The sequence below is a fragment of the Microbulbifer maximicatervae (SeqCode) genome (assembly GCF_052468295.1).
The window spans coordinates 3,704,418-3,730,054 of the sequence record NZ_CP174340.1 but is presented as its reverse complement, the minus strand read 5'-3'; the positions used below and the strand labels follow the sequence as shown (position 1 = coordinate 3,730,054).

Sequence of the window (25,637 nt, the reverse complement as noted above, 5' to 3'; positions counted from 1 at the left end):
TTTGAAAGCGCTTACCTACCTACTCAGGAGGTATAGTAAGCACTTATGGAGGAATGAGATCAGAGGGTTATTTAACTTTAGAAGAGGAAAGCTCTTTATATGCTGCGGGGACATTCAATCCAGAGTGAACCCACCCGTGAAGGGCATACCCTTGGTATTTTGGCAGTTGAACTTTCTCAACCGTCTCCTCAAGGGATAGTCCTCTTGCAATTGCCTTTTCCACTTTATTTTTAAGTGCAGTCAAGTAATCAATATGCCATTTTATTGCTGAACGGTTTGTAATTGGGCCATGACCAGGGATAACTAATGTAGATTCATTTATTGCGCCATATACATATTTCATGGTTGCTAATGTTTCTAATAGATGGCCATCAAGCAGCCAAGGCAAGGCAGGTTTGGTAGAGACTACGGGGTTACCTGTCCAAAGTATGTTCTCTCCTTTAACGGAGACGAATAGATCGCCGCCAGTTTGAGCAAAACCAAAGTCATCTATGTCTACAGTTTTGCCTCCTAAATCAATAGAAATACTTCCGTTTTTGGGGACTAAGATATCGCCGGTTTTGGGTATTACATCCTCAATTCCCCTGCCTTCACCGAAGTTACTAATCATGAACGCAGTATCTTGCTCGAAGTAGTTATCTACATAATCCTTTGCACTTTCATGCTGGATAATAGATACACTGCTTGGAAAAACATAGTTTCCATATGAGTGATCACCGTGATAACTTGTATTAACTAAATACTTGATGGGTTTATCTGTTTCAGCCTTGACCAACGATATCATTTGTTCGGCAAGGCGCTCATTTATCATTGACTCTATCACCAGAACAGAGTTTTCGCCGATAACAAATCCGCCACTTGTTGCAATAGGATAGCCACTGCCAGCTTTTTCAGAGGCATCTGAAGGTATTACAGCATATATGCCATCTGAAACCTTTTGAGATTCAAGGATGACTGTATTGCCATCCCACACGGGCTCTTGGGCAATCGCGTTCACAGTAAAAGCTACACCAGCCAGCAGTGTAGTAATGGATTTAAGCATTGTAGACATTTCCGGTAATTATTAAAACGCGAGAAATCCTACATCATGTTTGATTAGTAGTTACGGCAAAGATAATATGGATCGAATCTATCGATATATGGTGTACTTCCGTGAAAACCACGCTCGAACAGTTAGAAGCTTTGGATGCTTTAAGGAAGGAAGGTTCAGTATCAAAAGCTGCTGATCAACTTGGCAAGAGTCAATCCACAATTAGTTATACGCTACAAGAACTTCAAGATACCCTAGGTTTAACTCTGGTTGAAAAAGATGGAAGGAAAACCAAATTAAATCATGCCGGTTTGCTTTTGAGTGAGCAAGTTGAGGTGTTACTGAGACAACATTATGACATTGAGAATCTAGCTGGCCAGCTAAAACAGGGGGCGGCAGCTACGTTGAGTATTGCAGTAGATACTTCATTTCCAAAGAGTATTCTCGATGCTACTTTAAAATTATTTCACAGCCAGCAAAAAAATGTCCGCTTGTCTATAAAGGAGCAAGCGATGTCTGGAACTAATGCGTTACTTCTTAATAATGCGGTGGATTTATGTATCGGTATGACCCCACCCCCCGGTTTCTTAAGCGATAAATTGCTAGATGTTGAATTTATCTTAGTGTGTAGCCCAGAACATAGCTTATCTAACCAAAAAAATGTTTCTTATTATGAACTGAAGAGAGAGACTCAAGTTCTAGTAGCAGACTCCGGGTCGATGGATGTTTCTTTCGGTTGGCTTTCACCAAATGTGAAATGCTCCGTTTCCAACTTGAACGAGGCCTATCGCCTTGTAAAGGGGGGGCTTGGTTATGGCAGGTTGCCGGTGCACATGGTTGCCGAGGATGTTCAGTCAAATAAGCTATGTAAAATTGATATGATTCATGGATTTTCCTATACAGTGTCTCTTTATTTAACTGTAGGTAATAAAGCACAGAATAATTCAGTCAAGCTATTTTCAAAAATTTTGTTCGACATCGTAAAAAAGTATCAAATTAAAAGTTGCTGATTTTAATTCGATCTTATAGTCGACCAGAAGACCTTTAGTTGTTCGCATTTAAATGTAAAAGCATTATCAATTATTTACCATCCTTAAATTTAGAATGATTAATAAAGAAGCTATAGACATATGTGGATTGCTTCCGCAATGTCACTGAGGATAGCGATGATCAAAAACTTTATTATGCGGGAGCCTAATCAGTTATCCGGTAGAAAGTGGTAAATTGGTGCGTAAATTTAGGCGGATACTCCAACCTGAATAGAAAGCTGCTACTGATACGAGTAAACCTTCCTCTTGAGAATGTCTAGGGAGCCTCTGAATAACTCCGTGATACCTCTGGCTTTCAGAGCGGTTCACAATCAAGGCGCGGCTTTGCAGGAATGTCTAGACCTTTCAAGAAGTCGCAACGCGGAGAGTGAATCGCTCTGCAAGCCCCGAGGGGCGGGCCTTGAAGGCCGCATCTGCTGCGTTGCAGCTCTTGCAAAGGGCTACGGCCATTCGCGGCGAGCTGCGCCTAACATCTGCAGCCTTCAAGACTCGCAGAGGCATTACGGAGTTATTCAGAGGCTCCCTAGCAGTCGAATGCCACCAAATACCAGCCTAGCGGTGTGGTAATCGGTTATGTCCGGACGGTAAGTTTACTTTCACTTTCACTGGCGGCCTCCGTCATTGTGTTGGTAGGAAGATTCCCAGTTATAGTTAGTCGCCAGGTATCGCATGGGTTGCCCGGGCGTGCAATGGCCACCCGAGCAACCGCGCGATTTACTCCGGTACTGCGATAATTAGGAACGACACGTGCGATTCGCTGTTTTCTTGAGTGTGCTTGCTGTTTCCCGAGTCGCCGTCGCCGATCAGTGCATGTGGATTGTGCAGTATGACCTGCGAGCCTGATGTGGAATAGGTTTCCGAACCTCCGCCGACTTGCCGGATGTCGTGGTCACTGCTGTCGTAGTGGACGCGATAGCCAGACAGGAACACTGCCGCGTCGCTTATGGGCTGGCCCATCTCGACATACGCGTCATCACTCGTTTTTTGGAGGTTTGTCACGTACTTTGCGATCAGAGGGGGGCTCTTGCTCAGCTCAATGAGATTGCCATCAATCGATGCAATGGCATTGTTGCCCGAGTCATCGTGCATCTGTGCAGTCGATTGGATGCCCACTTCGTAGTTGTTCGGAACCGCGGTGGTTGCATCGAGCTCAATGGTGCGAACGTGGTGTGACTTTGGGGGTTCGCTCGGGTCGTTGTCCTTGTGGTACTCGCACGCCCAGCCTCCAAGGGCAGCATAAGCTTCTGGCTCATCGAGGGGGATGTATGGGCTGGTTGATTCATCGGGTATGCCGGTGATGGTTCTCGGTAAGATCACACCGTCTTTGGGGCCGTCGACCACTGCGATGCACGACAATGTCAATTGGGAGGCTGAGGGGCTTAAGCCTTTCTTCTGGCCGTACAAAGTAGCGTCAGGAGTGACGGTGAGGACGGCATTCTTGTTGTGAACCTGGGTGAGTGACAGGCCCAGCGTTTGCGTCTGGTGGTCCGTGCTTCCTTCGTACTTGAAGAACCAGTAGGTGGCGGCAACGATAAAGCTCGTCACTTCTGAGCCGTATCTGCTGAAGTCAAACCGGAACCTTCCGCCGTTTTCATCCAGCTGCTGATTGATCTGCATCATCTGAATATTCGGAGGCGCGGTTGGGGTGGAATGAAGCTTGATTGGCATATAGGCCCAATCACCACCAACCTGGAGATAAGCGGGCGAATTCGTCTTCTTGACCTGGAAGCCGGGAATCGCGATGTCGACACTCCCTTTCTTCGAACTCAGAATCGAGATGATCAATTGAAGGACCCAGCCAAGCGGTACGAACGCCCACCAGAAGGGGAGCTTCGCTTTTGTTTTCACCTGAATGTTGAGCACATCGTCGTAGGCGTTGAAGCTTATCGTCGCAGAGAGCTTTAGGGTCTGGTAGACCCACAGGGTCATGGCCCCACGCTTCACTCTGATGTCGGCACTGATAACAAGATCGCCGTCGTTGTTGAACGCCGCTTGGAGGTTATTTTCTTTGATTTTGATATGCGCACCCTCAATCACATCCTCGACGTCTGTGTTGAGGTACATTTTTTCGGGGTAGGTATCGGTCACCGTCAGCTGCGATGAGGTCAGTGGCGTTGCTTCAGCAATCGCCGCAGCCACCGAAGTCAAAATGATGTCGTTGGATACGATGAGTGCGGATGTACAGTTGCTAGGGATAGTCTGTGGTAGAAGCGCGTCTATTGGCTGGCGATTCCCACGGCATATCCCAAGTCCGAACAGGTTTGAGTCGGAGTCGCCATCAAAGGCTGTATACATCATCCCGATATCCAGGTTCCCGGCGGGCAGGGGGGTGTGTTGAGCAACCGTGTACTTGATGGGCCAATCAAAACTTGAGACGAGTTGGTCGACTGCTCCTTTCATCGCGTCGGTAATGTCGAGGCCCTTGATCGACTTTGAGAGTTGAATATCGCTGAGGTCAAGTTCCATCATGTCCCAGTTGGGCTTCTGGATGGTCACGGTGACTTGCCCATAGTGGTTGATGCTGGCGCTGGCTTGCATTTTGTCGAGGTCAAGAACGAGCCGGGCGTGACCGGGGCTTTGGCCCTGCGCATCTTCGATATTGCTTGTGATACCTGGGAACTTGATGAACCCTGTGATGGGCAGGTCGAGCGTCGCCTTTTGGTCTTCGGGAGCGATGAAGGCGGGACAATCAAATGCGAACTCGTAGCGAACCTTGGCGGGGCCCTTGCCGACACTTCCACTGAAGGACCATTGGCCGGAGTCGCCTTCGAAGAGCTCGCTAATCCAATTGTTGACCGCTCCTTGAGTCGAGGCGCTGATCAAGTCCCAACCCTGTGAAAGGTCCGGATCTGGCGAGGATTCAACTTCTTGAAGACCTTGCTGCTCTTCAATTTCTTCTTCAATTAAGTCGCTTGGCTCTTCTCGATCAAACAGGCCGCGCAGCTCCTCGACCAGCTCGGGGCTCGGGTCGCATACCCGCTGAAAGGTAGAAATTGGGTCGAGCGCAAACTGACGTGCATTGCCTTCAGATTCACTGAGCCACTCAAGCATGCGAGCTTCATGTTGCAAGAGGTTGCTCAGGGTGGGATCGCGTCGCAGTGGGTCTGTTTGAGATGTTGGCGTGAATTCGAAAGAGAGAGAGGTCGAACTATCTAATTGTGTGGCTTGCTTGCCTAGCAGGCGCTGCAGGTCGTCAGGAGAGAGTGTGAGGGACGCGGTTTGCTTTTTGAGGCGGCGCTGCAGGCTGTCGGGAGAGAGTGTGAGAGTCTCTTCCATGATGATGCTCCGTAATCTTCATTAGTTTCATTTTTTTGAAAAGGCGAGTGGCCGGATAACACCACAAGCCCTCTTTGATGCGGCAATCGAACATCAGGCCTACTAGAAAATTGCCACCCGCCCTAAGTTACTCTTCAAAAGGGCACCAGCCAATAAGGTCGAAGGCATTATCAGGGAAAATGTTGATATCTTTTTTTTGATAACATTTTTTGCGCCGTTATTGGGATGTTCTAAATGAAGCCTTTCGGTGAAAAATTACGGGAATATTGCAGCAGCAAAGGCTTTATCTATAGCTCTTGAGGTTTTTGCTACTGGATGAGTATTGTGTGACAGATCAAAAACGTTCCCTTTGATATGAAAAGCGGAGGAAGGAGAGGGCTAAATAACGTGCCAAAAAGCTGTTATCAGATTTTGAAGAGACGGATAAGACTGGGCTTTTTAGTGGCGGTGAAAATGCGATGCGGCACGATATTCATGGTGGGAAACCTGCATGACTCTGGTCTAAATGATAAAAGAAAAAATCTCAACTCTATCTGATAGGAGTTCGCCGATAAACTGAGCTAGCGAATTCCGGCTCTGTGTTAGCCGGGGTATCTTTTCACTAAGTATTTCTAGCTTACTCTGTAGTGAGGCTTTAACGGCAGGGCATCCATAAAACCGAGGTATTGAATGCTCATTCTCTAGGTACAGTAATAATTCTTTTATTGTTTTTTAGTTAACCCCACTTTAATTCGATGTTTTTACTCGCCAATATCTTCATGCCAGATCTCAGGGTGCTGCTGGATAAATTCATTCATAAGACTAATGCAATCAGAATTATTTAGGATGGTTAGGCTTATGCCTTCAGATCTGAGTAACAGTTCATCTCCCTGAAAGGTTTTGTTTTCACCGATAACAATATTCCTAATACCGTATAAACGTATGGCTCCGCTGCACATTGGACAGGGCGAAAGAGTCGTATAAAGCGTGCACTTTTGATATTCGACTGCTCGTAACCTTCCAGTCTTTTCCAATGCGTCCATTTCAGCGTGCTTGATAACACTATCCTGTTGGATACGCTGATTGTGGCCTCTTCCAATAATTTCTCCATCACGAACTACTACACAGCCGGTGGGAACACCTCCTGCGGCCAAGCCCTTGCGCGCTTCCTCAATGGCTGCTTGCATAAACGCTTCGTGCTCAGATTTTCTCATGGCAGTCCTTTATTTAATTTTTTAAGGGCGCTTGAAGTATAGAGTGTAGAGCTTTATTGATACATTAATGACAGCAAAGGTGACGGCGAAGACTATTGCCAATAGGTTTGTATTTTTCGACTAGTGATGGCTCTTACTGATGTGAAAAAACCTTTATCGACGTCTACAAGTGAGCGGCCTTCTTAATTGTGGGAAGGCTTTTCTCTCGCGTATAAGTGCATCTCCTGAATATTGTAAGGAGTGCATCACATGATCGATGGATGAGGCTTTGTTCTTTTTGAATTGAGTGGCGAAGTGGGTTCTTTAAAGTATTGTTTTAAGCAGGTTAATGGGTAGAAATATGGGCATTCCTAACACAATATTGATCTGCTCCGCTTATTTAGAAGGTTCCGACAGGCATTGAGCCTGTCAGATGAAAAACGTCCAGCGCCTAGCGAGCTGCCAAAAGGGAAGCTGAGACTATGTATTACTAGTTACTTGTTTAGAGCACATGTACATCGCAAATAACCGAATGCTAATGGTAATTAAGAAGATCATACTTGGCGCTGTATGAGCGGATATATTTTTTAATTTGGTGACTTCATTTTGAATAGTCGCCACTTGATCTAGGTTGGGCAGGTGCTGTGAAATCTGGTTTAAATTTTTCTTAAGTAATTTGTCGAACGACTCAATATTTCCCGTAAGCATATCCGTAAGCTCCGCTACATTCTTGCCTTCCCATGGTTGCTTTTTTCCATGCGGGTAAACCGCATCACTAAGCCTTTTCCATTCATCAGCGAGGAAGGCTTCAAGTGATGAGAGATTGGCAATCCGCGAGTTCATGGATTGCCGAGCCCTAAAGGCGTTTGATCCACGAGCGCCGGCCGCCATCAGGTTACTAAAACGCTCTTCTCTTCGTATGGCGTTAAACAGTTCCAGGCTGATACGTTTGAGTTCATTTGAGGTGCTAATCAGAATCCGATTAAAGTTCGGGTCTTTATCCGTAATCGCTGCCAGAGCGGCGTTAACCAGTCGGCTTACATTTCTCTTGACTGAAGCTTCGTTCATAGAAATATCCTTTTATCCTCGTAAGTCCATTTAAAAATGTGTTCTACCCCCTTATTTGAGGTACATGTGCCACATTTAATTTTTTCCTTGCTGAAAGCGCGAATTCTAAATTAAATCTGCCGAGTGTCGTGATCTAATAGAGTACAGGCTATTGCACGGAAGTCGTTGGGGGGGCATGGTCTTATTGTCATAGCCCAGTGACTTGAGCGCAGTTCTCACACTGTTATCAGACAGTGGACGGCTTTGTCCCTTAGTTGATGAAAAAATATTTGTCTCGGCCTGTTAGCCGCTCCAGTCCTTGCAGTAGGGCTAGAGCCTGTTCAGCAAGAGGAATAATCTGCGGATGGCCTAATTGACCCATTTTCATTTTGTCGCTGGGCAGTTTTATGTGTTTGGTATCCCAATTGATTTCTGCCCACTCAAGTTTTCGTAATTCTCCAGGGCGGCAGAATAGGATAGGGGAAAGTTTTAGGGCTGATCTTACTACTGGGGTGTCCTGGTATTCGTCTATGGCAGTTAGTAGGCGCCCAACTTCAGCTGGGTCTGTAATTGCTATCAGGTGCTTTTTCTTGGTGAGGGTAAGTGCGCCGGATCAACCCTGCGTACTTCCTTGCCCTCCGACAATATGGTGGGGTCAGTGGCGCAAATCTGCTCGACTCCACAATTAACCCCACCAAAAATTACTGGATTTGGGTTAGATTAATTGGGATGGTCCAGATAAACGAAAGCCCCGGAAACACTAGGTTTGCGGGGCTTTCGTGGGCTGTCTGAGGCAGCAATTTGGTGGTGGGACGGGACGCCGGTTTGGTTCCCGCAATAGGAAATGCATTAGTTCCTCAATTGCTTTAGTAAGCCAATGTGGGTCTATGCTTACACAGGAGCTTCGGAACCCTGTTTGTCAGAAGCTAGCAGTAACTCGGTTGACAATTGGCCTTGTTCGGGCGCTTCACCATTGAACGAAATTTGATATCCCATTGCCTTATAGCTTTTCTCCCGCTTGTTGAACATGCGTTGCAGCATAGGGAGCGAGCAATCGACATAATCGTATATGGTGACACGGTCTTTGCCATCCGACTCTCGATGAATACGCCCTGCATACTGAGCCAGAGAGCCTTTCCATGCAATGGGCATGGCTAAGAACAGCGTGTCTAGTCTTGGCAAATCAAAACCTTCGCCCACATACTTACCAGTGGCAACGACGACTTGCGCGGTGGGTAGCTGTTCCTCAACGGCCTTACGCTCAGACGCGCGCATTGCACCTTTTAAAACGACCGAGTCGACCTCTTTGTCGAGCAACAAAGCATTGATCGTCTCTGCATGCTCCCTGCGTTCCGTTAGAACTATAGGGTGTTTTGATTGCTGAATACCGGCGAGCACATCATTGATGATTCGCTGTGTTCTTTCATCATTCTCCATGATCCACCGATAAGCGTGAGATATTTTCGGTCGTTCTTCTGACTGGACTAACTGCCTTGGCGGGGTGTCATAAAGCTGATGAACAACGACTTGTTGCTCAAATTTCTCTTCGATGGTGCTTTTAACCTTGTGACGTATAGGCCCTGCGGCCATAAAGATGATTTTCTGGTGACCATCCTGCCTTTCAGGTGTGGCGGTCAAGCCGAGTACATATTTAGCTCGAACTTCGTTTAACACCATTTCAAAGCGCGGCGCAGAAACGTGATGGCACTCATCAACGATCACATGCCCGTAATCTTGGATGATCTCCGATACAGTGTTGTCTTTTTTATTGATGAGGCTTTGGTAGGTTGCGATGTTGATGACCCCCGTTGGCTTTTTCTTGCCACCACCGATGATGCCAATATCCATATCAGGCAAAAACGATTTTAACCGTTCTCTCCACTGGTCGAGCAATTGTCTACTGTGAACCAAAATTAGCGTGTTGGCTTTGCGCTTAGTAATCATGCCAATAGCGGTAACTGTTTTACCAAAGGCTGTAGGAGCATGAAGAATACCAGCATCGTGCTTGCTCATGGCTCGCACTGCAGCCTGTTGATTCTTTCTGAGTTTGACGAGCGACTTAGTGGCTTTAAGTTTAGTACCATTTTCACGTTGGTCGTCTACTTGGGCTTCGACCTTGTTCTCTGCTAGCAACGCTAGCGCTTCGTCTAAGCAGCCGCGAGGTATTGCCAAGTAGCTGTGCTGAATTCGAGCGCAAGAGATAAATCTCGGAATGCCATGAGTTGAAAATCGTAATGCCTGTGTTTTAAAGAAAACAGGGTTGGAAAAGCTAGCGAGTCGCCTCAACCATTGCTGCTAATGGGCTCGGTACCTCACTTAAATCAAAATAAACATGATTTGCGAGAGTGACGGTTATCTTTTCTGGTGGGTTTTCTAATAAGAGAGGCTTTGCCTTGGCGGTCATCTCCCAGGGTGGACGATTCTCTATAACCTCTTGTTCTTTAAATAACGCTGAGTTTGGTGAAATCTGTGTCAATAGCTTTGTCAGCGTACTGCTTGAAACAGACTGTATATTAGCAAGGTACTGCCATTGGTCTTGGATAACATTAAGTTCGTTATCGACAAAGGAGCTATTACCAGACAATCGCGCTTCCTTCTGAAGTGGTAGAGCGATTAAATTTCCAAATCCGCCTTCGGGTAAAATATCCTGATTGGGGAAAAGTCGATCGTAGGAGTCAAACGATAGATTTGGATATAATCCCATTGTCGAGCAGGCCAAATCCCAATAATCTCGCTTTCTTGGCAGGGACTTTCTCGTTGAAGAAAATCCAAAGGTGCGCGCCATTGCCTGAGCGTGAAACCTCAATGGCATGTGGTATTCCAAAGTTCTGGCAAGCCTTCGACATTGCTTTCACTTCGTCTTGCCATTGGCCTTTATCAAAATCGGCTGCAAGAAAGTAGCAGGTGTTATCGTGCAGTAAAGGATAAAGGCCAACGATTTGTTGCCCAGCTAAGTGGCGATAAATGATCTGGTCATTTAACTCTGTGAACTGACGGTGATTGCAGTCCTGACATTTGATGCGAGGCTTATGACAGATTCCTTGTACCCACTCGTTATTGCAGGCAACAGAGTAACCACTGCGACCTTGTTTATTTTGCCAGCGGTTAGCAAAAATATCGGTTCTGCCTCTAAACAATCCTCTGAAAACGGCAATCTTTTGTTCTGGTGAATATAGGGGCACGTCAGATGTATTTGATTGGGGTTGTTGAAGTTGTTCTCTGAGAGCTAGATGTTGCTTTTTCTCCTGTTCAAGCGCAACAAGCTGAGAGTCAATCTCGGCAATGCTCTGGAAACCCTCATGTTTAAGCATGTGCTTGTGGTGGTTTGATCAGAGACTCAGCTGGAATACCCAAGCCCTCATGCAGCTTCCAGATCATTTTTAGTGTAAGCGAACGTTTATGGTTGAGGATCTCATAGACTCGATTGCTTTTACCAATCATGGGCTCGAGGTCTTTCACTGTTAAACCTTTGCGCTCCATCTCAAACTTGATGGCTTCAACAGGGTCAGGTAGTTCCATAGGGAAATGCTTGGCCTCATAAGCTTCGATAAGCGTGACCATTACATCCAGCTTTTCACCTTCAGGTGTGTCAGGGCCAGCCATCATCAGGCTTTCAATTTCTTTTAATGCCGCATGGTAGTCGGCATCAGTTTTAATCGGTTTGATGTCCATGGTAATTCCTCCGGCAATTAAATAGTTTGTACATCAATTTTGTCGTACTGCGCATGGGTGCCTATGAATCGGATGTACACCACACGATAGGCGTAGTTGATCCAAACGACCAAACGGTACTTGTTGCCTGCAATATTGAAAACCGCACGCCCATCTTTGAGGATGCTGGCATTTCTGAAGTCCTGCTTTACATCAGCTGGTGCGCTCCAGTCAGCTGCCAAGGCATGTCGATACCAAGCAAGCGTGGGCTCTTTAGCATTCATGTACTCTGGATGCTCTTCCCAGAAAGCTTTCAGTGTTGATAAGGCAATGATTCTCATAGGGTTAATGTTAGTCCCAAAATGGGACTGCATCAACTAAAATCTACTGGAGAATCAATATGAATGAATATCAAGCACTTATGACGCAAAGAGAGCTATGTAATCGTTGGCAGGTAAGCGAGGCGACACTGGAGCAGATGGCGATCTGAGGGTATCGGCTCAATTTACGTAAAACTGGGCGGCCAAGTCAGGTACAGGCGAGAGGATGTGCTGGAGTATGAGGCCAGTTGCTTAAGAAGGAGTACTTTCGAAGCCGTTTGAGGTTGAGCTAGTATGCAAATATCCGCATCAGCCCTAACTTCCTGATAGTCAAGTTGCGGGTTAATAAATAGCCCTAATGGCTGGTGAGGGCTCAATAGGGCTATTTACAAGATGGTGGAGATGGCGGGAGTCGAAAAATAGCTATAACCCATTGATAAATAAAGATTAAATATTTTCTGCTTTTCAAAACCCGTCAATAAACCCGTCCACTGGAGCAAAGTAACCCCCAGTTTGGCGCGTTAGTTACCTAGCTATGCTGCGCCTCTGGTTGGACCAATGTGGCATGCGCCGGCAGGCCTCCCGGAGCCCCGTATTGACGCGAACAAAACCTTTGCTGATGTCAACATTTGTCAACAGGAGAGCGCTGCTCCTCTTTGTGCTGGTGTTCTGTTCCGGTCTGACCCCGCATAAACCTTCCCGGCAGTGAGATAGCCCTCAGATAAGGCGAGGCAACTGATTGTGGAAAAATCTTCCCCTTCATGGTGCCTAGTTTTTTTAGTCCATAAAAAGAGCCGAGATTCTGGTTTCCCGGCTGTAGTTTCAAGATGAGCTTATTTGTAATAATTGGCGACAGATAAGGGATTATGAGTCATAGGGTTATGAGTACACTAATACCATTTGCGATAAATAGGGAAAGTGGCGAACTTTGTGGTGTTGAAGATGTGCCACGTGGGCGCAGCTGTAATTGTGTCTGTCCCTCTTGTGGGCAGAGCGTTGTTGCTAGGCGTGGCGAGAAGGTGGAATGGCACTTTGCTCATGACAGTCGTGCTGAGGTAGTAGCTGAAAAAGAATGTGACCTATCTTTTGAGTCGGTTTGTGCTCAAATGCTTAGGCAAATGCTACTTAGTTTAAAAAATGAGCCCTTAGCCCTTCCTGACTACATTGGAGCTGTGGAACTAGTTAGATATGGGAAGCCATTTGAAAAATCGACGCGGATAACTAGGGCTTCGAATCCTGTTGTCAGTGAGTACAAAGAGTTTTCTATTCCTTATACGCTCGTGGCAGCCATACAAAACCATGAACTACTCATCGATGTTGTTTATAGAGAGCGTACAGGGATAACTTTGGAAGACTACCCCGAGAAAATAGCGGGTCACCTTGAGTTGGATGTGTCGCAATATGCAACTCTAATCGAGCGTAAGGGCGCAAGCGGAACCACTTACAAGGCTGCTCTGAGGGGATGGATAAGAGAAGAGCTTATAGCAAAAAAATGGCTCTATCATGCCAATGAAGAGAAGAAACTTGAGAGCCTTACCGCAACGCTCAAATCAGAAATCGAGAATCGACTCTCTGATTCGAAACAGTGGTTTGATTCAGGGGGTGGGGTAAATGAATCCATGAATGCTAATGACGAAATTTTTAAGCGTCAGAAAAGTGGTTATTCAACAGGCCCTACTTCTAAGAATACCCATGAAACAATGAGAAGAGGAGCTAAAGAAAAGGGTAGTAGATTCAGGCTAAACCCAGAAGATAAAGAATTGAATATCAAAAAGTGTTGCCTATTTTGCAGGCGACAGTTTGTCACAAAGGAATGTCCTTTATGCTTTCCTGATGAGAATACACGGATATTTTGTTTGCGCTGTAGAAATCATTATGCTGGAAATTCTTGCCCGAGATGCGAAGCCTTAGAGAAGAGTGAGCCTCAGGTATTCTCAGGCTAAGGCCCATATCTGGTAGCTGTTGCAGCTTTCACTGATTGGGCCTGCTAGATGGTCGTCAGGCTGACTAGTAGTGTGTCAGGTTGGTGCTGAACAGTAGGCCGTCAAGCTTTTCAGACTCAACAGTGTTCTTAAACGTCTCGGTGCAATAGATACAGATATATGACTCTTTGGTCCTAAATACCGGAACGTCTTTTAACTTTTCCTCATCAAAAGCAATGCTTGCGAGCAAGCCGTCATCTTTCGTGACAGAGCCTGGCACTACAGCGTCGAGGTCTTCAGCGATTGTAAGTGGGTTAAACAGATAGAACTTGGCTCCCTGATAGGTGCAAGGCAGAAACTCCCCGAATGGGCCCAGAATACCTTCAAGGGTCTTGTACGCTGACTCGTGTAGCACGAGATAGTTTAGCCATGTAGAAATCGTGGGAATCAAGGGCGGAGAGTCACAAGCCTTGACGCTCAGCTCCAGTGGCACCCAGTCACTTGCGTAAATTTGAGGGGTTGTGAAGATGGTAAAGTCATCATCCCCGCGCTTATCCTCAACCTCATCGGGGTCGAAGTAGACGGTCATGTAGTTATTATCATCTTCAAGTACTCGGTGGAATTTCACAGTATTAATCTGGCTTGTTCTTCCTTTCTAGTGCACCTACAAAATGGCCAGAGTCCATCCAGACGCTATTAAGCTAGAGGTGAGTTAAGTTGCTCGTGAAACTTAAGCCGTCAAGCTTCTCAGATTCAACGAGGTCTTTAAAAGTTTCAGTACAGTAAATACTGATATAAGCCTCTTTGGTCCTGAATACCGGAACATCCTTAAGCTTGTTTTCATCAAACTCAATACCCGAGAGTAAGTTTTCCTTCCTTGTGACAGAGCCTGGTATTACTGCGTCGAGTTCATCAGCGATTGTCAGGGGGTTAAAGAGGTAGAACTTAGACTCCTGGTGTGTGCAAGGTAGAAATTCACCAAAAGGACCAAGTATGCCCTCAAGGGCCTGATATGCAGACTCATGCAACACTAAATAATTCTGCCATTTGGAAAGAGTTGGAATTATAGGAGGGGAGTCGCACGATTTGAGGCTTAACTCCATTGGTTTCCAGTTGCTGGCATAAGACTTGGGCGTTGTGTCGAAGGAAAAGCGAATACTCCCCTGTTTACCTATGATTTCTTTAGGCTCGAAGTAGGGGGTCATGTAGTCAAAGTCGTTGTGAAATACCTGGTAGACCTCTGCGGTTAGCATGCTTGGCGAACCTATAACAGAGGGCTCATTCTCTATGTAGATTGGGTTCTCTCGGATAATTTGCTTTGCCTTTTTCCTGATTTCTCCTGGGGTTAAAGGCTGCCTTTGCTTCTTGTTGCTCATGGCCGAGGCTGCTTATCTCAATCACGCATCCTGCGGTCTTTGTTTGGTGGCGGAGTCAACTGGCTTGGGGCGTATCGCCAGCTTCTCAGGGGTGACCAAAGCTCTCAGCCTTTCTTTAGCCTCTTGCAATGATTTTACTTCTTGTTTTTCTGACATGTTTTGTCCTCCTCGGCATCCTGGTCATCCAAAATTTTCGGGTCTTTAATGAAGTCTGGATTTCCAATGATGGTGACATCATCTAGGGTGTCACCATCAAGGATATGCTTGTTTTCCTTGATGGAAGACTTCATCTTCTTCATTCTTTCATTGAAATCTTTGGACTTCTTCATATCTTTTTCACGCAGTAGTCAGGGAAATGGCGTGCGCCTGTTGATGGTACATAGCTATAGCCCTTCTGTACGTAAAACTCTCTTACGGCCGCATTTATGGGCTGCATTATACGAATCTCGTCAGCACCTAGTAGGTTGGCGTATGCAATCAAGGCTAACTCGGTAATAGCGAAGCTTCTGCCCTTGAGCATACTATATCCGGCAACCCGCTCGATTAGTTCTAGGCGTAGTCTTGTTCCTTTGAAGGATGGTCTTCCAAGAGAAAGGGATTCGAGACGGTTTTGATACCAAATAGCTAACTCAAAGCGCTTAGGGTACATCTTCCTGTAAATTCTTGTATCGGTCTCCCAGTCGAAGTTGGTTCTACGCTCTGGAATGGTGTCCCACAGCTTCGCTTGGTTGATTGCCCTGGAATCTAATCCTGAAAGATGTATTTGGCTTGCATCTCCATAGGGGATGGCTTCTTTAACGTGTTCCCGGACCATTTGACGGTATGATTCGTATCGTAATTCTGCGTCACTATGAGTCGCTAGCATTTATCCTCCTTACTGCTAACCGGTAAACCCCATGCATGTGGGCTATCAGAATTTAATTCTTGTCTTGGCGCTGGATTGTAGGGCCTGTAGAGGATAAATTCGGTAGAATATTGCGCCATTAAGCTGACTGGAGCGGGCGTACAAAGTTGCTGGGGTGTCGAGTGTTCAAGCAGTAATTACCGGGATATCGGTATTTAGACCAGCTCCTCGGCTCTTTGGAGGCCTCTTGAAAACTGGACATATTTGTACAGTTTCTCTCCAATCGAGGCCCTTGGTTTGAAGTGCATCCCCATCAATTACTGTATAAACAGCCAGTGCTTTTAATCCCGAAGATTCACCCACTTTACCTGCTGAGCTAATGACCGACAGTTGTGGATAAGCCTTCGCTCCAGGGCTAAGCCAGAATTCTAGCTTAGGTCAAAAAGTATTCGTTTTAGCTGGGTGTGGCAGCCCATTTGGCTAAGTTGTCTCGGGGCATTCGGAATATCGAATAGGTATTCGGAAAACACGAAGAACCCTATTCGGAATCCCGAAGGGGGGTATTCGGAAAACACGAAGGAGAGTAATACATTACTGAGTAATACATTAGAGAATAATAATACTGGAACAAATCCGGAAGTTGACTCTGTTGAATCTGGGCTGAGGATGTTGTGAATAATCCAGCATGCGCTTGCGCACTCTCAGACTGGTTACTTAGTCCAGTATTTACTTTGTTATATTCTTTACTTTGTTGCGTCCCAAAATCCGTATATGGATTATCCGTATCTTGGTTTTCCATATCTGGATAATCCGTATCTGGATTTTCAGGATGTGGATTGGGGAAAGTGGGTCAGCGGTTGGAAAGCATTCGGGTTGCCTAGTTTCAGCTCCGCTTGAATTGTTTCTGAGATTATATATTCCTCGACCATCACCAAGGCCATTTTAAGCGCTCCTGCCGGGATTTATTTCTTTCTTGGCGTGATGGGGTGGCTTGTAGTTTAAGGCCGCGAAAGAGCCTCTCAAGTGGCTTCAGCGCGATTTTGCTAAATTCATTTTTTTGTGCTGGTTTGTATGGCTGGGGGTGATTTTTAAATCTCCCTGCGAGAGCAAGCCCAAGCCGGTTTCTTGTTCGGTGTTTGGTTGCCATTGCGCCTTAGGTGAATTGGCAGATTTATTTTGAATTTATTTTAACCTGCAAGGTAGGTTCATTGACTGGTTCAGAAGAGTGACTGGTTCTGGGTGACTCTGTGTCACTACCTAGTGAATCTCTGTCACCACCTAGTGAATCTCTGTCACCACCTAGTGAATCTCTGTCACCACCTAGTGACTCTGTGTCACCACCCTGGTCCAATCGCGTTAACGAAGTATTAGATTAACTGACTGGTTCAAAGAGTGACTGGTTCTGGTGCTATCTCTTACCCCACCCCCTATGCCAGGAGCTGCTATAGGGGTGCTATCTCCTGCTACACCCCCAGAGCGGGAGATTGTTTATCAGGGGCTCGCATGGGTGATGAGAAAATATGCAAATCTGCACATTTTCCAATTCCGAAGAACTTCAGATTAACCCTGTCCAAAGCCAAACCCCCAAAGTGGGAATTTACACTTTGGCCAAGATGTCGCATGTAAAGAGACCGGCTTGAAACCAAGCCTATTAGGTCTTGCTCTTGATTAGCGCTGCTAGCGCGCGTACTGGTCGCAAAACTCTGAGAAGGTGGCAATGGGGCGCACCCTCTGCTGAAAGGGCCTCTGTGGCTCTCTGGGCCGCTTTGCTGGCCTTGGGGGGTGCGTTTTAGTGCTGCTTAGGGAGCACCTCAGTATTTCTCAGTAATTTTACCCGGGCCGCATTCGCTGATAACTCGCATTTCAAATATGAGTTGACCAAAAGCTTCTCAACTCACGCTCAGAGCACCAGACCCCGAATTAGGGGTTTGGGCTGTCAGCTCTCAATATCACCTTAATGTTTTGGGCCTGAGTGGTCCCGCGCTCGTTTTTGTATTCTGACTCCTTGAAATCAAGGAGTGAGATTGTCCCGTCCACAGTAAGGGCGCCCTGTTTCAAGGCCCCCTTGCACTATGAGCCAGCTAAAAACCTCTTAGTGTTCACCCTCCAGGCGCTCCAGGTCTTCCCGTTCACAGTCGATGGTGTTTGCCCACTCATCGGCAAGGTGAGAGCCGATAACTGCGAGCTCGCAGGCGGTGGTGTTGTCTTTGGATAATTGACTGATGCTGTGGAAGAGGGTGCGCAGCTTGCTCAGTGATTCCAGGCTAAGGTTTGCGAGGTCGATTGAACGGCTAAGGAAGTCATCGGCTTGAGGTATAGATACAGCTGAGGCTTGGTTTGCCATGGTCTGGGCTCCTTGTATAAGTGAGCCGCTACCCGTGAGGTGTCAATCTCATTAGGGCGGCGGGCTGACTGGGTTGACACTACCGCTACAAGGGAACGGCGGGCACAAAGGCCCCCCAGAAAGCCCACCATAACAAGGTGGGACCATTAAGGTCTGGGCACAAAAAAACCGCATACAGGGATAGGCGGCTTCGGGTCGCCTTGTAGTTTCGGGGTTCCAATCCCGGTTACGGATTTTGCCGCAACGCCTCCAGTATGCTTGCCCAGTGTAAAGCCTTTCAATGCTGGGCGTCGAATGGTCTGCCAATATTTTGGAGAAGCTTGGCTGACCTTTGGAGTGCTAGTTATCAGAAGGCTAAATCCAATTACCTAACCGCTATTCGAAGTTGAATCTGTGATGTGAGGCCCGCGCACTGTAAGGAGTATTAGAATTGGTTAACTATGGGTATGGCTAAGTATAAGACTCTCCAATATGGGACTAGTGAGGCCCAAAAAAGGGCTGTTAGTCCTCCATATTGGTACTGCTGGCACTCGTATCAACTGTTTTCCTCTTTAACTTGTCTCATATTGGAGTAGGTAGAGGTAGTTAGTCCTCCAATATGAGACTGGTAAAATCGAAATTTGCAGGAGCCTTGAGCGTCGGTTTTAGCTTCCAAGTTGAGGGGTGGGTGCACCAATACCCCAGTGACTGGCGCCCTGGCATAATCCCTTCTCGAAATTCAGTTCCATTTTTTGGTTCATCAATCCCAAACCAAGTCGCAGCTAACAGGGTTGGGCAGCCTCGCTTCTTAACTCCTTTTCGAGTGACAACGAATATTCCTGAGTGCTCCAGCTCCCCAAGTGCCCGGTAAAGTGTTCCCTTGGCCCATCCGTAGTCCTTCATAATCGAAAAGCAGGCCGATAGGTGGCCATTGTTATTCCCTTTGTACTGAACCATGACGTTATTCAGCAGCTTATGGGCTTGGGCGCCTAGCCCCCGGAAGCGGGGGCTATCGTACACACGGTGTGGGCATTGGATGTAGCTGCCGTTTTCAGGCTTCTGTCTCCGTTTTGCCATTAGTCCCCCAGTAAGTGGAGGGAGTTGATGCGCTGACGTTCACTATCAGGTAGCCAATAAACGCCGTGACTTCCTGGTATGCCATCGCGGTCGGTGTGGGCCACTCTCCGACATTGAACTTGAATTCCTCGCTTCCTGAGTTGAGAAATAATTTCGGGGCCATTACTAGCTCCTGCAACTCGGTCAAGCCTTTCCCGGCTGCAAGGACCAATAAGTAAGGTTTTCAGTGCTCTTTCCTGACGAGCAGTAAAGGGGCGTTGTTTAATACTAATAGTGCGACTTGATTGACTAGGGTTATTTTTATTCATGGCTGCTCTCCTTAACCCTGTGAATCTGCAATTAGTTGATTTTTGAGCTGGATTAGGGAGTCTCCTGGCCATGCTGTTGTCCTTGGCCCGAGCTTCACTCCTCTCTGCACTTTGCCGGTGTTGCTCCAGTTCCACCATGTACTTAAACCGATACCAAAAAGTCGAGCGCATTCGCGCGCTCTATACATAGCATCAGGGTTAATGGTTTGTGGATGAATACGCATTTAGAAAGTCCTCGTTGGTTAACGGGGACGAACTATGGGTTAATCTAGATTAACTGTATGTGGAAGGAACTCGGGGGTATTTTCCCTATTCAGGAACCTTAGAAAGTACGCGCTCTAATTCAGCGTCTATTACTTGAGCAAAACGAATCTCGTCATGCTTTTTAGGGTAGAGAATTTTTAAAAGGTTATCTCTAGTTGGCGGGTTACCTTCCCAATATTCGGGTGGGTTTTCAATTATTTTATTGATGAATGCTTCTTTGCTGTTCCCTTTCTCTTTGGGTTTATTTAGATGTGCGGCATATTCTTGGTTTAGCAAGCGGTCACGTCGCTCGCGGCCTGGATTGCCTTCTTGACGGCAAGTGTTCATACATTCAGGCCAGTATTCATTGTCGCCATTGAGATTCAGGTACTCTGAGAAGCAACCCGCGAAATATTGTAAGAGAATAGGTTCTACTTCCTGCCCATCATGTACCGCTTCGATAAATCGCTTCATCAGTCCAAAAGCGGCTTCTCTGTTGTCGGCCTCAATAAGCTTCGCTCGTTCCTCTGGCCTCCAGCTTCGAGCATTTTCAATTTCATGTTTAATCGCGCGGAGGTCGCTTTCTCGCCACATTTTTTCTCGTGCTTTATCCATGCTTTTGGTTTCCCTCCTTGGGTGAATGTTGAGGCTTATTTAGCGCGTGGTGAATTTTGCTGTTATGACGTTGGTCGAGCTTGTTTGAACCTTGAGGTTATCTAGATAATCCGCCCACTTCTGCATCATTGCTGCCCGCTGCTCTAGGTGCTTTGTACGGTTGTAAGCGCGTCCCAGCGTGTCTTTCACTTCATGGGCCAGCTGGTGTTCTATGTAATCCACACGGAAGCCCAGAACTTCATCCAGCAGGGTGCGAGCCATAGCGCGGAAGCCGTGGGCGGTCATGGTTTCATTGTCATAGCCCAGTGACCTGAGTGCGGTTCTCACGCCGTTATCGGAGAGTGGACGGCTTTGCCCTCTGGCTGAGGGGAAGACATATTTGCCACGGCCGGTGAGTGGCTCCAGCTCCCGCAGTATTGCCAGCGACTGTTCTGCAAGAGGGATAATGTGTGGCTGGCCCATTTTCATTTTTTCGCTGGGGAGTTCTATTTGCCTAGCATCCCAATTAATTTCGGCCCACTCCAGTTTGCGCAGCTCTCCAGGGCGGCAGAATAGGAGGGGGGACAGTTTTAGGGCTGCTCTTACTACGGGGGTGCCTTGGTATTCATCTATAGCAGTTAGTAGGCGCCCAACTTCAGCAGGGTCGGTAATGGCTGCCAGGTGTTTTTTCTTGGTGGGGGTGAGTGCGCCGGTCAGGTCTGTGGTGGGGTCGCGGTCGGCCCTTCCGGTGGCCACGGCAAAGCGGAACACTTGGCTGGCTACCCGCTTTACCCGGTGGGCTGTCTCCAGGGTGCCCCGGCTTTCAATACGACGCAGACAGCGCAGCACTTCCGGTGGGGCTATCTCGGAGATAGGGCGCTTGCCCAAATAGGGTTTTAGGTCACGCTCTAAAGCGAGGGTGGCGCGGTCCTTTGATGAGTTGGATAGGTGTGCCATCTTGGCGGCGAACCATTCATCACTAACAGCGGCGAAGCTGTTGCGATTGGCTTCCAGGTTGGATTCTCGACGGACGCGCTTTACATCGCGTGGGTCTATACCTTGGGCAACATATTCCTTAGCCTCCCTGGCTGCCTCACGGGCTTTAGCAAGGCTGACCGATGGGTACACCCCCAGCGCCAGGTCACAGCGTTTTTCATGTAAGCGAAAGCGGAATATCCAGCGCTTGGTGCCGTTGGGCTTTATCTCCAAGTAGAGGCCCTTGCTATCACTCTCCAGGTATTTCTTGTCTCTGGGCTTGAGGGCTTTAGCTTTGGTATCTGAAAGAGGCACGCTCTTGTCTCCCTGCGACTATCTGAGGGCGACGGGTCAACCCCGCGTACTTCCTTGCCCTCCGGCAATTTGGTGGGGTCAGTGGCGCAAATCTGCTCGACCCCACAATTAACCCCACCAAAAATGGCTGGATTTGGTGGGTTTGAGTTAGATTAACTGGGATTGGTCAGATAAGCAAAAACCCCGGAAACACTAGGTTTGCGGGGCTTTCGTGGGCTGTCTGAGACAGCAATTTGGTGGAGATGGCGGGAGTCGAACCCGCGTCCGTCAGCACTCTGCCAGAGGCTCTACATGCTTAGCTCCGTCTATTGATTTAACCCATTACAGCCCGGCGGTCAGGACGTATAGGGCGATCCCGAAATTTGTTTAACCGCTTACCCACGGGTATGGCTTGCGGCGATCCAGTTCTGTATAACAGTCTACAGCGCGATACTGGAACCTTGCTGAAGACTGCTAAGGGACGAACCCTTAGTTAGCGCTTCACAAGCTGCTTACGCAGCGAGTTGGGCACCGTAGTTGTCGTCGTTGGCAACTAATAAAATACAGCTTTGGATTTACGAGATTCGCTGCCATCTCGGCATGCACCCAAGGTTTCGTAACCGGCGTCGAATCCAAGTCATCCCCGATAAGAAACACTCATGTGTGTCACCTAAGTATACCTCAAAATTCACGTTAGCAATAAATTTTATGTAATTGGCATTTGAGCGATCAGAGTCGCTTTAGTCAGGCGCTTTGAGGGAGGGCTTAGGTGGGAAGGGAGTTCCCGGCGGTGAGGTACCGCCGGGGGGAGATCAGTTTAGCGAATGGACTGTACGAAAGCGGTCAGGATTAGCAGTGGGCAGACGATGCGCACGTACCAGGGCCAGATCTTCCAGAACAGGGTGTTTTCGATATCTTCATGGCCTTTCTTGAGTTCGCTCAGCAGCTGGTCGCGGCGCCAGATCCAGCCGGCAAAGATACACAGGGCAATACCGAGCAGGGGCTGGCCGTATTCAGTACTGATACTGACTGCCAGTCCGAAGAGGGCGTCGAAGTTGTAGATGATGCCGCAGCTCACGCCAAAGATGATCAGGCCAACGATCGGGGTGGCTATGCGGCGGGGGATATTCAGGTTCTCGATAGAGAATGCCACCGGCACTTCCAGCATGGAAATGGAGGAGGTGAGGGAGGCGATAACCATCAGTGCGAAGAAGGCGATGGCGACGAATATCCCGGCTTCACCCATGGTGTCGAACAGTGCTGGCAGCACTTGCAGGATCAGGCTCGGGCCGGCGATCAGGGAACCGTCGGCAGAGAAGATCTGGGTACCGGCCTCCTGAGCTACGTACATGGCGGGCAGGATCAGCAAGCCCGCTGTGAAGGCGATGCCCACATCAATCAGGGTTACCAGGGCGCCGAGGCGCGGCAGGCTTTCCTGCTGACTCAGGTAGGAGCCGTAAATCAGCATGGTGCCTACACCCAGAGATAGGGAGAAGAAGGCCTGGCCCATGGCGGAAATTAGCAGATCCGGGGTGAAGTGGTCGAAATTGGGCATCAGGTACACTTCCAGGCCGGTCAGGGCGCCGGGCTGGGTGAGTACGTAGCAGATCAACAGCAATAACAGGATGATCAGCGATGGCATCAACAGGGTGGACCAGCGCTCGATCCCCTTTTCAACACCACTGGCGATAATCAGCATGGTAAGACCACTGAAGATGGCAGTCATAATCATATTGCGATCGGTGCTGTTGCCGGCCAACCACTGGGCCGCCTCTTGGGCGCCGAGCAGGCTGGCGAAAGGTTGGGCCAGGTGGGCCACCATCCAGCCCGCCACAATGGCGTAGAAGCTCAGGATCAGGGAGGCCACCAGGATACCGCCGAAGCCGGTCAGGCCTCCGAAAAAGCGGCTGATGGGCCCGTTGGAAATGGAGCGCAGCGCCTGCACCATATTGCGGCGCGCGTGGCGGCCGATGGTGAGTTCGGCCATCAGGGCCGGATAGGCGAGCGCAAAGGCTAGAAATAAGTAGGCGACTACAAAGGCGGCGCCGCCGTTGCTGGCGGCCTTGGTTGGAAAGCCCCAAATATTGCCGAGACCAACGGCGGAACCCGCCGCGGCCATCAAAAAGCCAATATTCGAGCTGAACTGTCCTCGCGGTGCACTCATGGTAAATCCCGTAATTATTCTTCTAATAGTTCACTGTGCACTATTTGTGCGCCGAGCGCATTAGGCGCTGCTTTTCGCGGTTCCAATCGCGCTTCTTCTCAGTCTCGCGTTTGTCATGGCTCGCCTTACCTTTGGCAAGGCAGACTTCGCACTTCACCAGATGCCCTTTCCAGTACATGGCTGTTGCAACCACGGTGTGGCCCTTCTGCTCAACAGCGGCGATCAGCTTGGAAAGTTCGCGCTTGGTGAGCAGCAGGCGACGGGTGCGGTCGGGCTCGGTAACAAAGTGGGTGGAGGCGCTGGGTAGCGGCTGGATGTTGGCACCCAGCAGCCAGGCTTCACCGTTTTTGAAAATGACATAGCTGTCGGTCAGTTGGGCTTTGCCCTCCCGACAGCTTTTGACTTCCCAGCCTTTCATCTCAACGCCCGCCTCAAACTTTTCTTCAATGAAATAGTCGTGGCGGGCCTTCTTGTTGAGGGCGATGGTATTGGATGTTTGTGCTTTCTTTTTCTTGGCCATGAAAACTACGAGTGACTATATAAAACTGTGTCCAAAAAACTTCAGGGCCACGGTATTGATAAAGATAAGCAGCAGTATCAATGGGATAAAAGTGCCCAGGGAGAAGTTAACGTATTTTTGCGAAAACGAGCCTGCAAAGTTGCTGTCACCTTCTTGCAGCTCTTTATCAAAATTGGATTTCTTCCATTTGTAGATCACGAACAGACATACCAGCAGACCGTTTAAAGGCAGGATGGTGTCGTAGAAGATGATCTCCACCAAATCGAAGAACGACTTGTTTGCGCCGGCCAGTTGTACAAACTCTGTAAACCAAGTGGCCATACCGAATGATACGGCGCAAGCGATGGCCAGTACAAATTGAACTGCCGCAACGATGTAGATAGCCTTCTTACGCTCCATGTTGCGCTCGTCGCGCAGGGTGGCGATAGGCACCTCAATAATGGAAACCAGGGAAGTAATGGCGGCAACCAGTACCAGGAAGAAGAAGATGGCCGCTACGGCGCTGGCGCCCATGTAGCCGATTCCGTCTTGCAAAGCGAGGAATATCTTCGGCAGGAACAGGAAGATCATACCGGCGGATGAGTCGCTCAGCTCTGTCGGATCAATCTGCGGGTTAAAGTGGAAAATACTCGGCAAAATCAGCAGGCCAGCAGTAAAGGCTACCAATGTGTCAGTAATCGCTACGGCACGGGAAGAACCGGGAATGGAGTCCTTCTTCTTCATATAGGAACCGTAGGTAATCATGATGCCCATTCCCAGAGACAGGGAGAAGAAGGCCTGGGCCATGGCTTTACTGATTACGTTGCCGTCAATTTTGCTGAAGTCGGGTACCAGGTAGTACTGCAAACCGAGGGCGGCGTTATCCAGGGTCAGTACAAAGAACACCAGTCCCAATAACATTACAAACAGCATGGGCATCAGTGTTTTTGCGGCACGCTCGATACCGTCTTTAACACCCATAGCGAGAATGGCATTGATGATCAGCATCAGGACAACCAGGTAAATAAATACCGTGGGTGTATTGATAAAGTGGATAAAGAAATCCGGGGTGGCGAGCTTATCCAAGTTGCCGGAGAAGATTTCTACCAGGTACCCCATTACCCATACGGTGACCACCAGATAAAAAACCGCGATCATAAATGGCGTGATCAGGGCCAGCCAGCCGGGAATACTCCACAGCGTGGAGCCCTTGGATATCTGCCGATAGGCACCGACGGGGTCTTTATCTGAACGGCGTCCCATAGCGAGTTCGGCCATCATCACCGGCAGGCAGATCAGAAATACGAAGAGAGCGTAGACCAGTAAGAAGGCGCCGCCCCCGCTCTTGGTGGCTGCTACAGGGAATGCGACCAGGTTGCCAATACCGACGGCGGAACCTGCTGCGGCCAGGATAAAGCCCAGCCTTGACCCAAAATGCTCTCTCACTGCGGTCATAAGTACTCTCGCTATTAT

22 protein-coding genes, 1 other RNA gene and 2 pseudogenes are annotated in these 25,637 nt (G+C 48.2%); 3 read left to right on the top strand and 22 right to left on the bottom strand.

Annotated elements, in window-relative coordinates; all coding sequences use genetic code 11:
• Nucleotides 1-67: 67 nt before the first annotated feature.
• Nucleotides 68-1,042, bottom strand: a complete 975-nt coding sequence (locus ACJJIQ_RS16635) for an MBL fold metallo-hydrolase (RefSeq protein ID WP_445362480.1) — start codon at nt 1,040-1,042, stop codon at nt 68-70.
• A gap of 110 nt (nt 1,043-1,152) precedes the next feature.
• On the opposite strand from ACJJIQ_RS16635, the gene ACJJIQ_RS16630 reads away from it, so the two are divergent.
• A complete protein-coding gene (locus ACJJIQ_RS16630; protein WP_445362479.1) occupies nt 1,153-2,040 on the top strand; it encodes a LysR family transcriptional regulator in 888 nt (295 codons plus the stop codon).
• Between the two features lie 753 nt (nt 2,041-2,793).
• Here the strand turns inward: ACJJIQ_RS16630 and ACJJIQ_RS16625 are convergent.
• The 7 genes and pseudogenes from ACJJIQ_RS16625 to ACJJIQ_RS16595 all read right to left on the bottom strand — a co-directional run bounded on the left by ACJJIQ_RS16625 (nt 2,794) and on the right by ACJJIQ_RS16595 (nt 11,566).
• The gene (locus ACJJIQ_RS16625; RefSeq protein WP_445362478.1) at nt 2,794-5,355 is read right to left on the bottom strand and encodes a hypothetical protein; all 2,562 of its coding nucleotides are present in this window, start codon (nt 5,353-5,355) and stop codon (nt 2,794-2,796) included.
• Nucleotides 5,356-6,095: 740 nt separating this feature from the next.
• Nucleotides 6,096-6,548, bottom strand: a complete 453-nt coding sequence (locus ACJJIQ_RS16620) for a nucleoside deaminase (RefSeq protein WP_445362477.1) — start codon at nt 6,546-6,548, stop codon at nt 6,096-6,098.
• A gap of 459 nt (nt 6,549-7,007) precedes the next feature.
• Entirely contained in the window at nt 7,008-7,595 is a 588-nt protein-coding gene (locus ACJJIQ_RS16615; protein ID WP_445362476.1) for a hypothetical protein, read from the bottom strand.
• 870 nt (nt 7,596-8,465) lie between these two features.
• The gene (locus tag ACJJIQ_RS16610) at nt 8,466-9,746 is read right to left on the bottom strand and encodes a DEAD/DEAH box helicase family protein (protein WP_445362475.1); all 1,281 of its coding nucleotides are present in this window, start codon (nt 9,744-9,746) and stop codon (nt 8,466-8,468) included.
• Nucleotides 9,747-9,843: 97 nt separating this feature from the next.
• Nucleotides 9,844-10,885, bottom strand: a pseudogene (locus ACJJIQ_RS16605) (TOTE conflict system archaeo-eukaryotic primase domain-containing protein).
• Entirely contained in the window at nt 10,878-11,246 is a 369-nt protein-coding gene (locus tag ACJJIQ_RS16600; protein WP_445362474.1) for a helix-turn-helix domain-containing protein, read from the bottom strand. The pseudogene ACJJIQ_RS16605 and the gene ACJJIQ_RS16600 overlap by 8 nt, the downstream one beginning before the upstream one ends.
• Before the next feature lie 17 nt (nt 11,247-11,263).
• Complete coding sequence (locus ACJJIQ_RS16595; RefSeq protein ID WP_445362473.1) at nt 11,264-11,566, bottom strand: type II toxin-antitoxin system HigB family toxin; 303 nt, start codon at nt 11,564-11,566, stop codon at nt 11,264-11,266.
• Nucleotides 11,567-12,411: 845 nt separating this feature from the next.
• On the opposite strand from ACJJIQ_RS16595, the pseudogene ACJJIQ_RS16590 reads away from it, so the two are divergent.
• Nucleotides 12,412-12,555 (top strand): annotated as a pseudogene (locus tag ACJJIQ_RS16590) (hypothetical protein); the annotation flags it as partial.
• Between the two features lie 9 nt (nt 12,556-12,564).
• The gene (locus ACJJIQ_RS16585; protein WP_445364857.1) at nt 12,565-13,488 is read left to right on the top strand and encodes a hypothetical protein; all 924 of its coding nucleotides are present in this window, start codon (nt 12,565-12,567) and stop codon (nt 13,486-13,488) included.
• Between the two features lie 64 nt (nt 13,489-13,552).
• Here the strand turns inward: ACJJIQ_RS16585 and ACJJIQ_RS16580 are convergent, their stop codons facing one another.
• The 14 genes from ACJJIQ_RS16580 to ACJJIQ_RS16515 form a co-directional block, all read right to left on the bottom strand.
• Nucleotides 13,553-14,095, bottom strand: coding sequence for a hypothetical protein (locus ACJJIQ_RS16580; protein WP_445362472.1), 543 nt, complete (start codon nt 14,093-14,095; stop codon nt 13,553-13,555).
• A 73-nt stretch (nt 14,096-14,168) separates the two neighbouring features.
• Nucleotides 14,169-14,843: a hypothetical protein gene (locus ACJJIQ_RS16575; protein ID WP_445362471.1), complete on the bottom strand. Its 675-nt coding sequence runs from the start codon at nt 14,841-14,843 to the stop codon at nt 14,169-14,171.
• A 21-nt stretch (nt 14,844-14,864) separates the two neighbouring features.
• Nucleotides 14,865-14,999, bottom strand: coding sequence for a hypothetical protein (locus ACJJIQ_RS16570; RefSeq protein WP_445362470.1), 135 nt, complete (start codon nt 14,997-14,999; stop codon nt 14,865-14,867).
• Entirely contained in the window at nt 14,978-15,133 is a 156-nt protein-coding gene (locus tag ACJJIQ_RS16565) for a hypothetical protein (protein WP_445362469.1), read from the bottom strand. Before ACJJIQ_RS16565 ends, ACJJIQ_RS16570 begins: the two co-directional genes overlap by 22 nt.
• 35 nt (nt 15,134-15,168) lie before the next feature.
• On the bottom strand, nt 15,169-15,708 hold the full coding sequence (locus ACJJIQ_RS16560) for a hypothetical protein (RefSeq protein ID WP_445362468.1): 540 nt from the start codon (nt 15,706-15,708) through the stop codon (nt 15,169-15,171).
• Nucleotides 15,709-17,779: 2,071 nt separating this feature from the next.
• Nucleotides 17,780-18,031: a hypothetical protein gene (locus tag ACJJIQ_RS16555; RefSeq protein WP_445362467.1), complete on the bottom strand. Its 252-nt coding sequence runs from the start codon at nt 18,029-18,031 to the stop codon at nt 17,780-17,782.
• A gap of 585 nt (nt 18,032-18,616) precedes the next feature.
• Nucleotides 18,617-19,087, bottom strand: coding sequence for a hypothetical protein (locus ACJJIQ_RS16550; RefSeq protein WP_445362466.1), 471 nt, complete (start codon nt 19,085-19,087; stop codon nt 18,617-18,619).
• Nucleotides 19,062-19,250 (bottom strand): hypothetical protein, encoded by a 189-nt coding sequence (locus ACJJIQ_RS16545; RefSeq protein WP_445362465.1) that lies wholly within the window; start codon nt 19,248-19,250, stop codon nt 19,062-19,064. The genes ACJJIQ_RS16550 and ACJJIQ_RS16545 overlap by 26 nt, the downstream gene beginning before the upstream one ends.
• A 454-nt stretch (nt 19,251-19,704) precedes the next feature.
• Nucleotides 19,705-20,253: a hypothetical protein gene (locus ACJJIQ_RS16540; RefSeq protein WP_445362464.1), complete on the bottom strand. Its 549-nt coding sequence runs from the start codon at nt 20,251-20,253 to the stop codon at nt 19,705-19,707.
• A gap of 39 nt (nt 20,254-20,292) precedes the next feature.
• Nucleotides 20,293-21,522, bottom strand: a complete 1,230-nt coding sequence (locus ACJJIQ_RS16535; RefSeq protein ID WP_445362463.1) for a tyrosine-type recombinase/integrase — start codon at nt 21,520-21,522, stop codon at nt 20,293-20,295.
• 234 nt (nt 21,523-21,756) lie between these two features.
• Nucleotides 21,757-22,146: a transfer-messenger RNA gene (gene ssrA, locus ACJJIQ_RS16530) on the bottom strand.
• Between the two features lie 172 nt (nt 22,147-22,318).
• Nucleotides 22,319-23,665, bottom strand: a complete 1,347-nt coding sequence (locus ACJJIQ_RS16525) for a sodium-dependent transporter (RefSeq protein ID WP_445362462.1) — start codon at nt 23,663-23,665, stop codon at nt 22,319-22,321.
• A 40-nt stretch (nt 23,666-23,705) separates the two neighbouring features.
• The gene (gene smpB, locus ACJJIQ_RS16520) at nt 23,706-24,185 is read right to left on the bottom strand and encodes an SsrA-binding protein SmpB (RefSeq protein WP_282931304.1); all 480 of its coding nucleotides are present in this window, start codon (nt 24,183-24,185) and stop codon (nt 23,706-23,708) included.
• A gap of 15 nt (nt 24,186-24,200) precedes the next feature.
• Nucleotides 24,201-25,619 carry a sodium-dependent transporter gene (locus ACJJIQ_RS16515; RefSeq protein ID WP_413663281.1) on the bottom strand — a complete coding sequence of 473 codons (1,419 nt, stop codon included), beginning with the start codon at nt 25,617-25,619 and terminating at the stop codon, nt 24,201-24,203.
• Between the last annotated feature and the right edge of the window lie 18 nt (nt 25,620-25,637).

Coding starts and splice junctions, on each gene's coding strand:
- ACJJIQ_RS16570 (WP_445362470.1), bottom strand. CDS start 14,999: ATGTCAGAAAAACAAGAAGTAAAATCATTGCAAGAGGCTAAAGAAAGG.
- ACJJIQ_RS16565 (WP_445362469.1), bottom strand. CDS start 15,133: ATGAAGTCTTCCATCAAGGAAAACAAGCATATCCTTGATGGTGACACC.
- ACJJIQ_RS16540 (WP_445362464.1), bottom strand. CDS start 20,253: ATGGATAAAGCACGAGAAAAAATGTGGCGAGAAAGCGACCTCCGCGCG.
- smpB (WP_282931304.1), bottom strand. CDS start 24,185: ATGGCCAAGAAAAAGAAAGCACAAACATCCAATACCATCGCCCTCAAC.
- ACJJIQ_RS16515 (WP_413663281.1), bottom strand. CDS start 25,619: ATGACCGCAGTGAGAGAGCATTTTGGGTCAAGGCTGGGCTTTATCCTG.
- ACJJIQ_RS16600 (WP_445362474.1), bottom strand. CDS start 11,246: ATGGACATCAAACCGATTAAAACTGATGCCGACTACCATGCGGCATTA.
- ACJJIQ_RS16625 (WP_445362478.1), bottom strand. CDS start 5,355: ATGGAAGAGACTCTCACACTCTCTCCCGACAGCCTGCAGCGCCGCCTC.
- ACJJIQ_RS16575 (WP_445362471.1), bottom strand. CDS start 14,843: ATGAGCAACAAGAAGCAAAGGCAGCCTTTAACCCCAGGAGAAATCAGG.
- ACJJIQ_RS16555 (WP_445362467.1), bottom strand. CDS start 18,031: ATGGCAAACCAAGCCTCAGCTGTATCTATACCTCAAGCCGATGACTTC.
- ACJJIQ_RS16525 (WP_445362462.1), bottom strand. CDS start 23,665: ATGAGTGCACCGCGAGGACAGTTCAGCTCGAATATTGGCTTTTTGATG.
- ACJJIQ_RS16595 (WP_445362473.1), bottom strand. CDS start 11,566: ATGAGAATCATTGCCTTATCAACACTGAAAGCTTTCTGGGAAGAGCAT.
- ACJJIQ_RS16615 (WP_445362476.1), bottom strand. CDS start 7,595: ATGAACGAAGCTTCAGTCAAGAGAAATGTAAGCCGACTGGTTAACGCC.
- ACJJIQ_RS16635 (WP_445362480.1), bottom strand. CDS start 1,042: ATGCTTAAATCCATTACTACACTGCTGGCTGGTGTAGCTTTTACTGTG.
- ACJJIQ_RS16550 (WP_445362466.1), bottom strand. CDS start 19,087: ATGGCAAAACGGAGACAGAAGCCTGAAAACGGCAGCTACATCCAATGC.
- ACJJIQ_RS16560 (WP_445362468.1), bottom strand. CDS start 15,708: ATGCTAGCGACTCATAGTGACGCAGAATTACGATACGAATCATACCGT.
- ACJJIQ_RS16620 (WP_445362477.1), bottom strand. CDS start 6,548: ATGAGAAAATCTGAGCACGAAGCGTTTATGCAAGCAGCCATTGAGGAA.
- ACJJIQ_RS16545 (WP_445362465.1), bottom strand. CDS start 19,250: ATGGCCCCGAAATTATTTCTCAACTCAGGAAGCGAGGAATTCAAGTTC.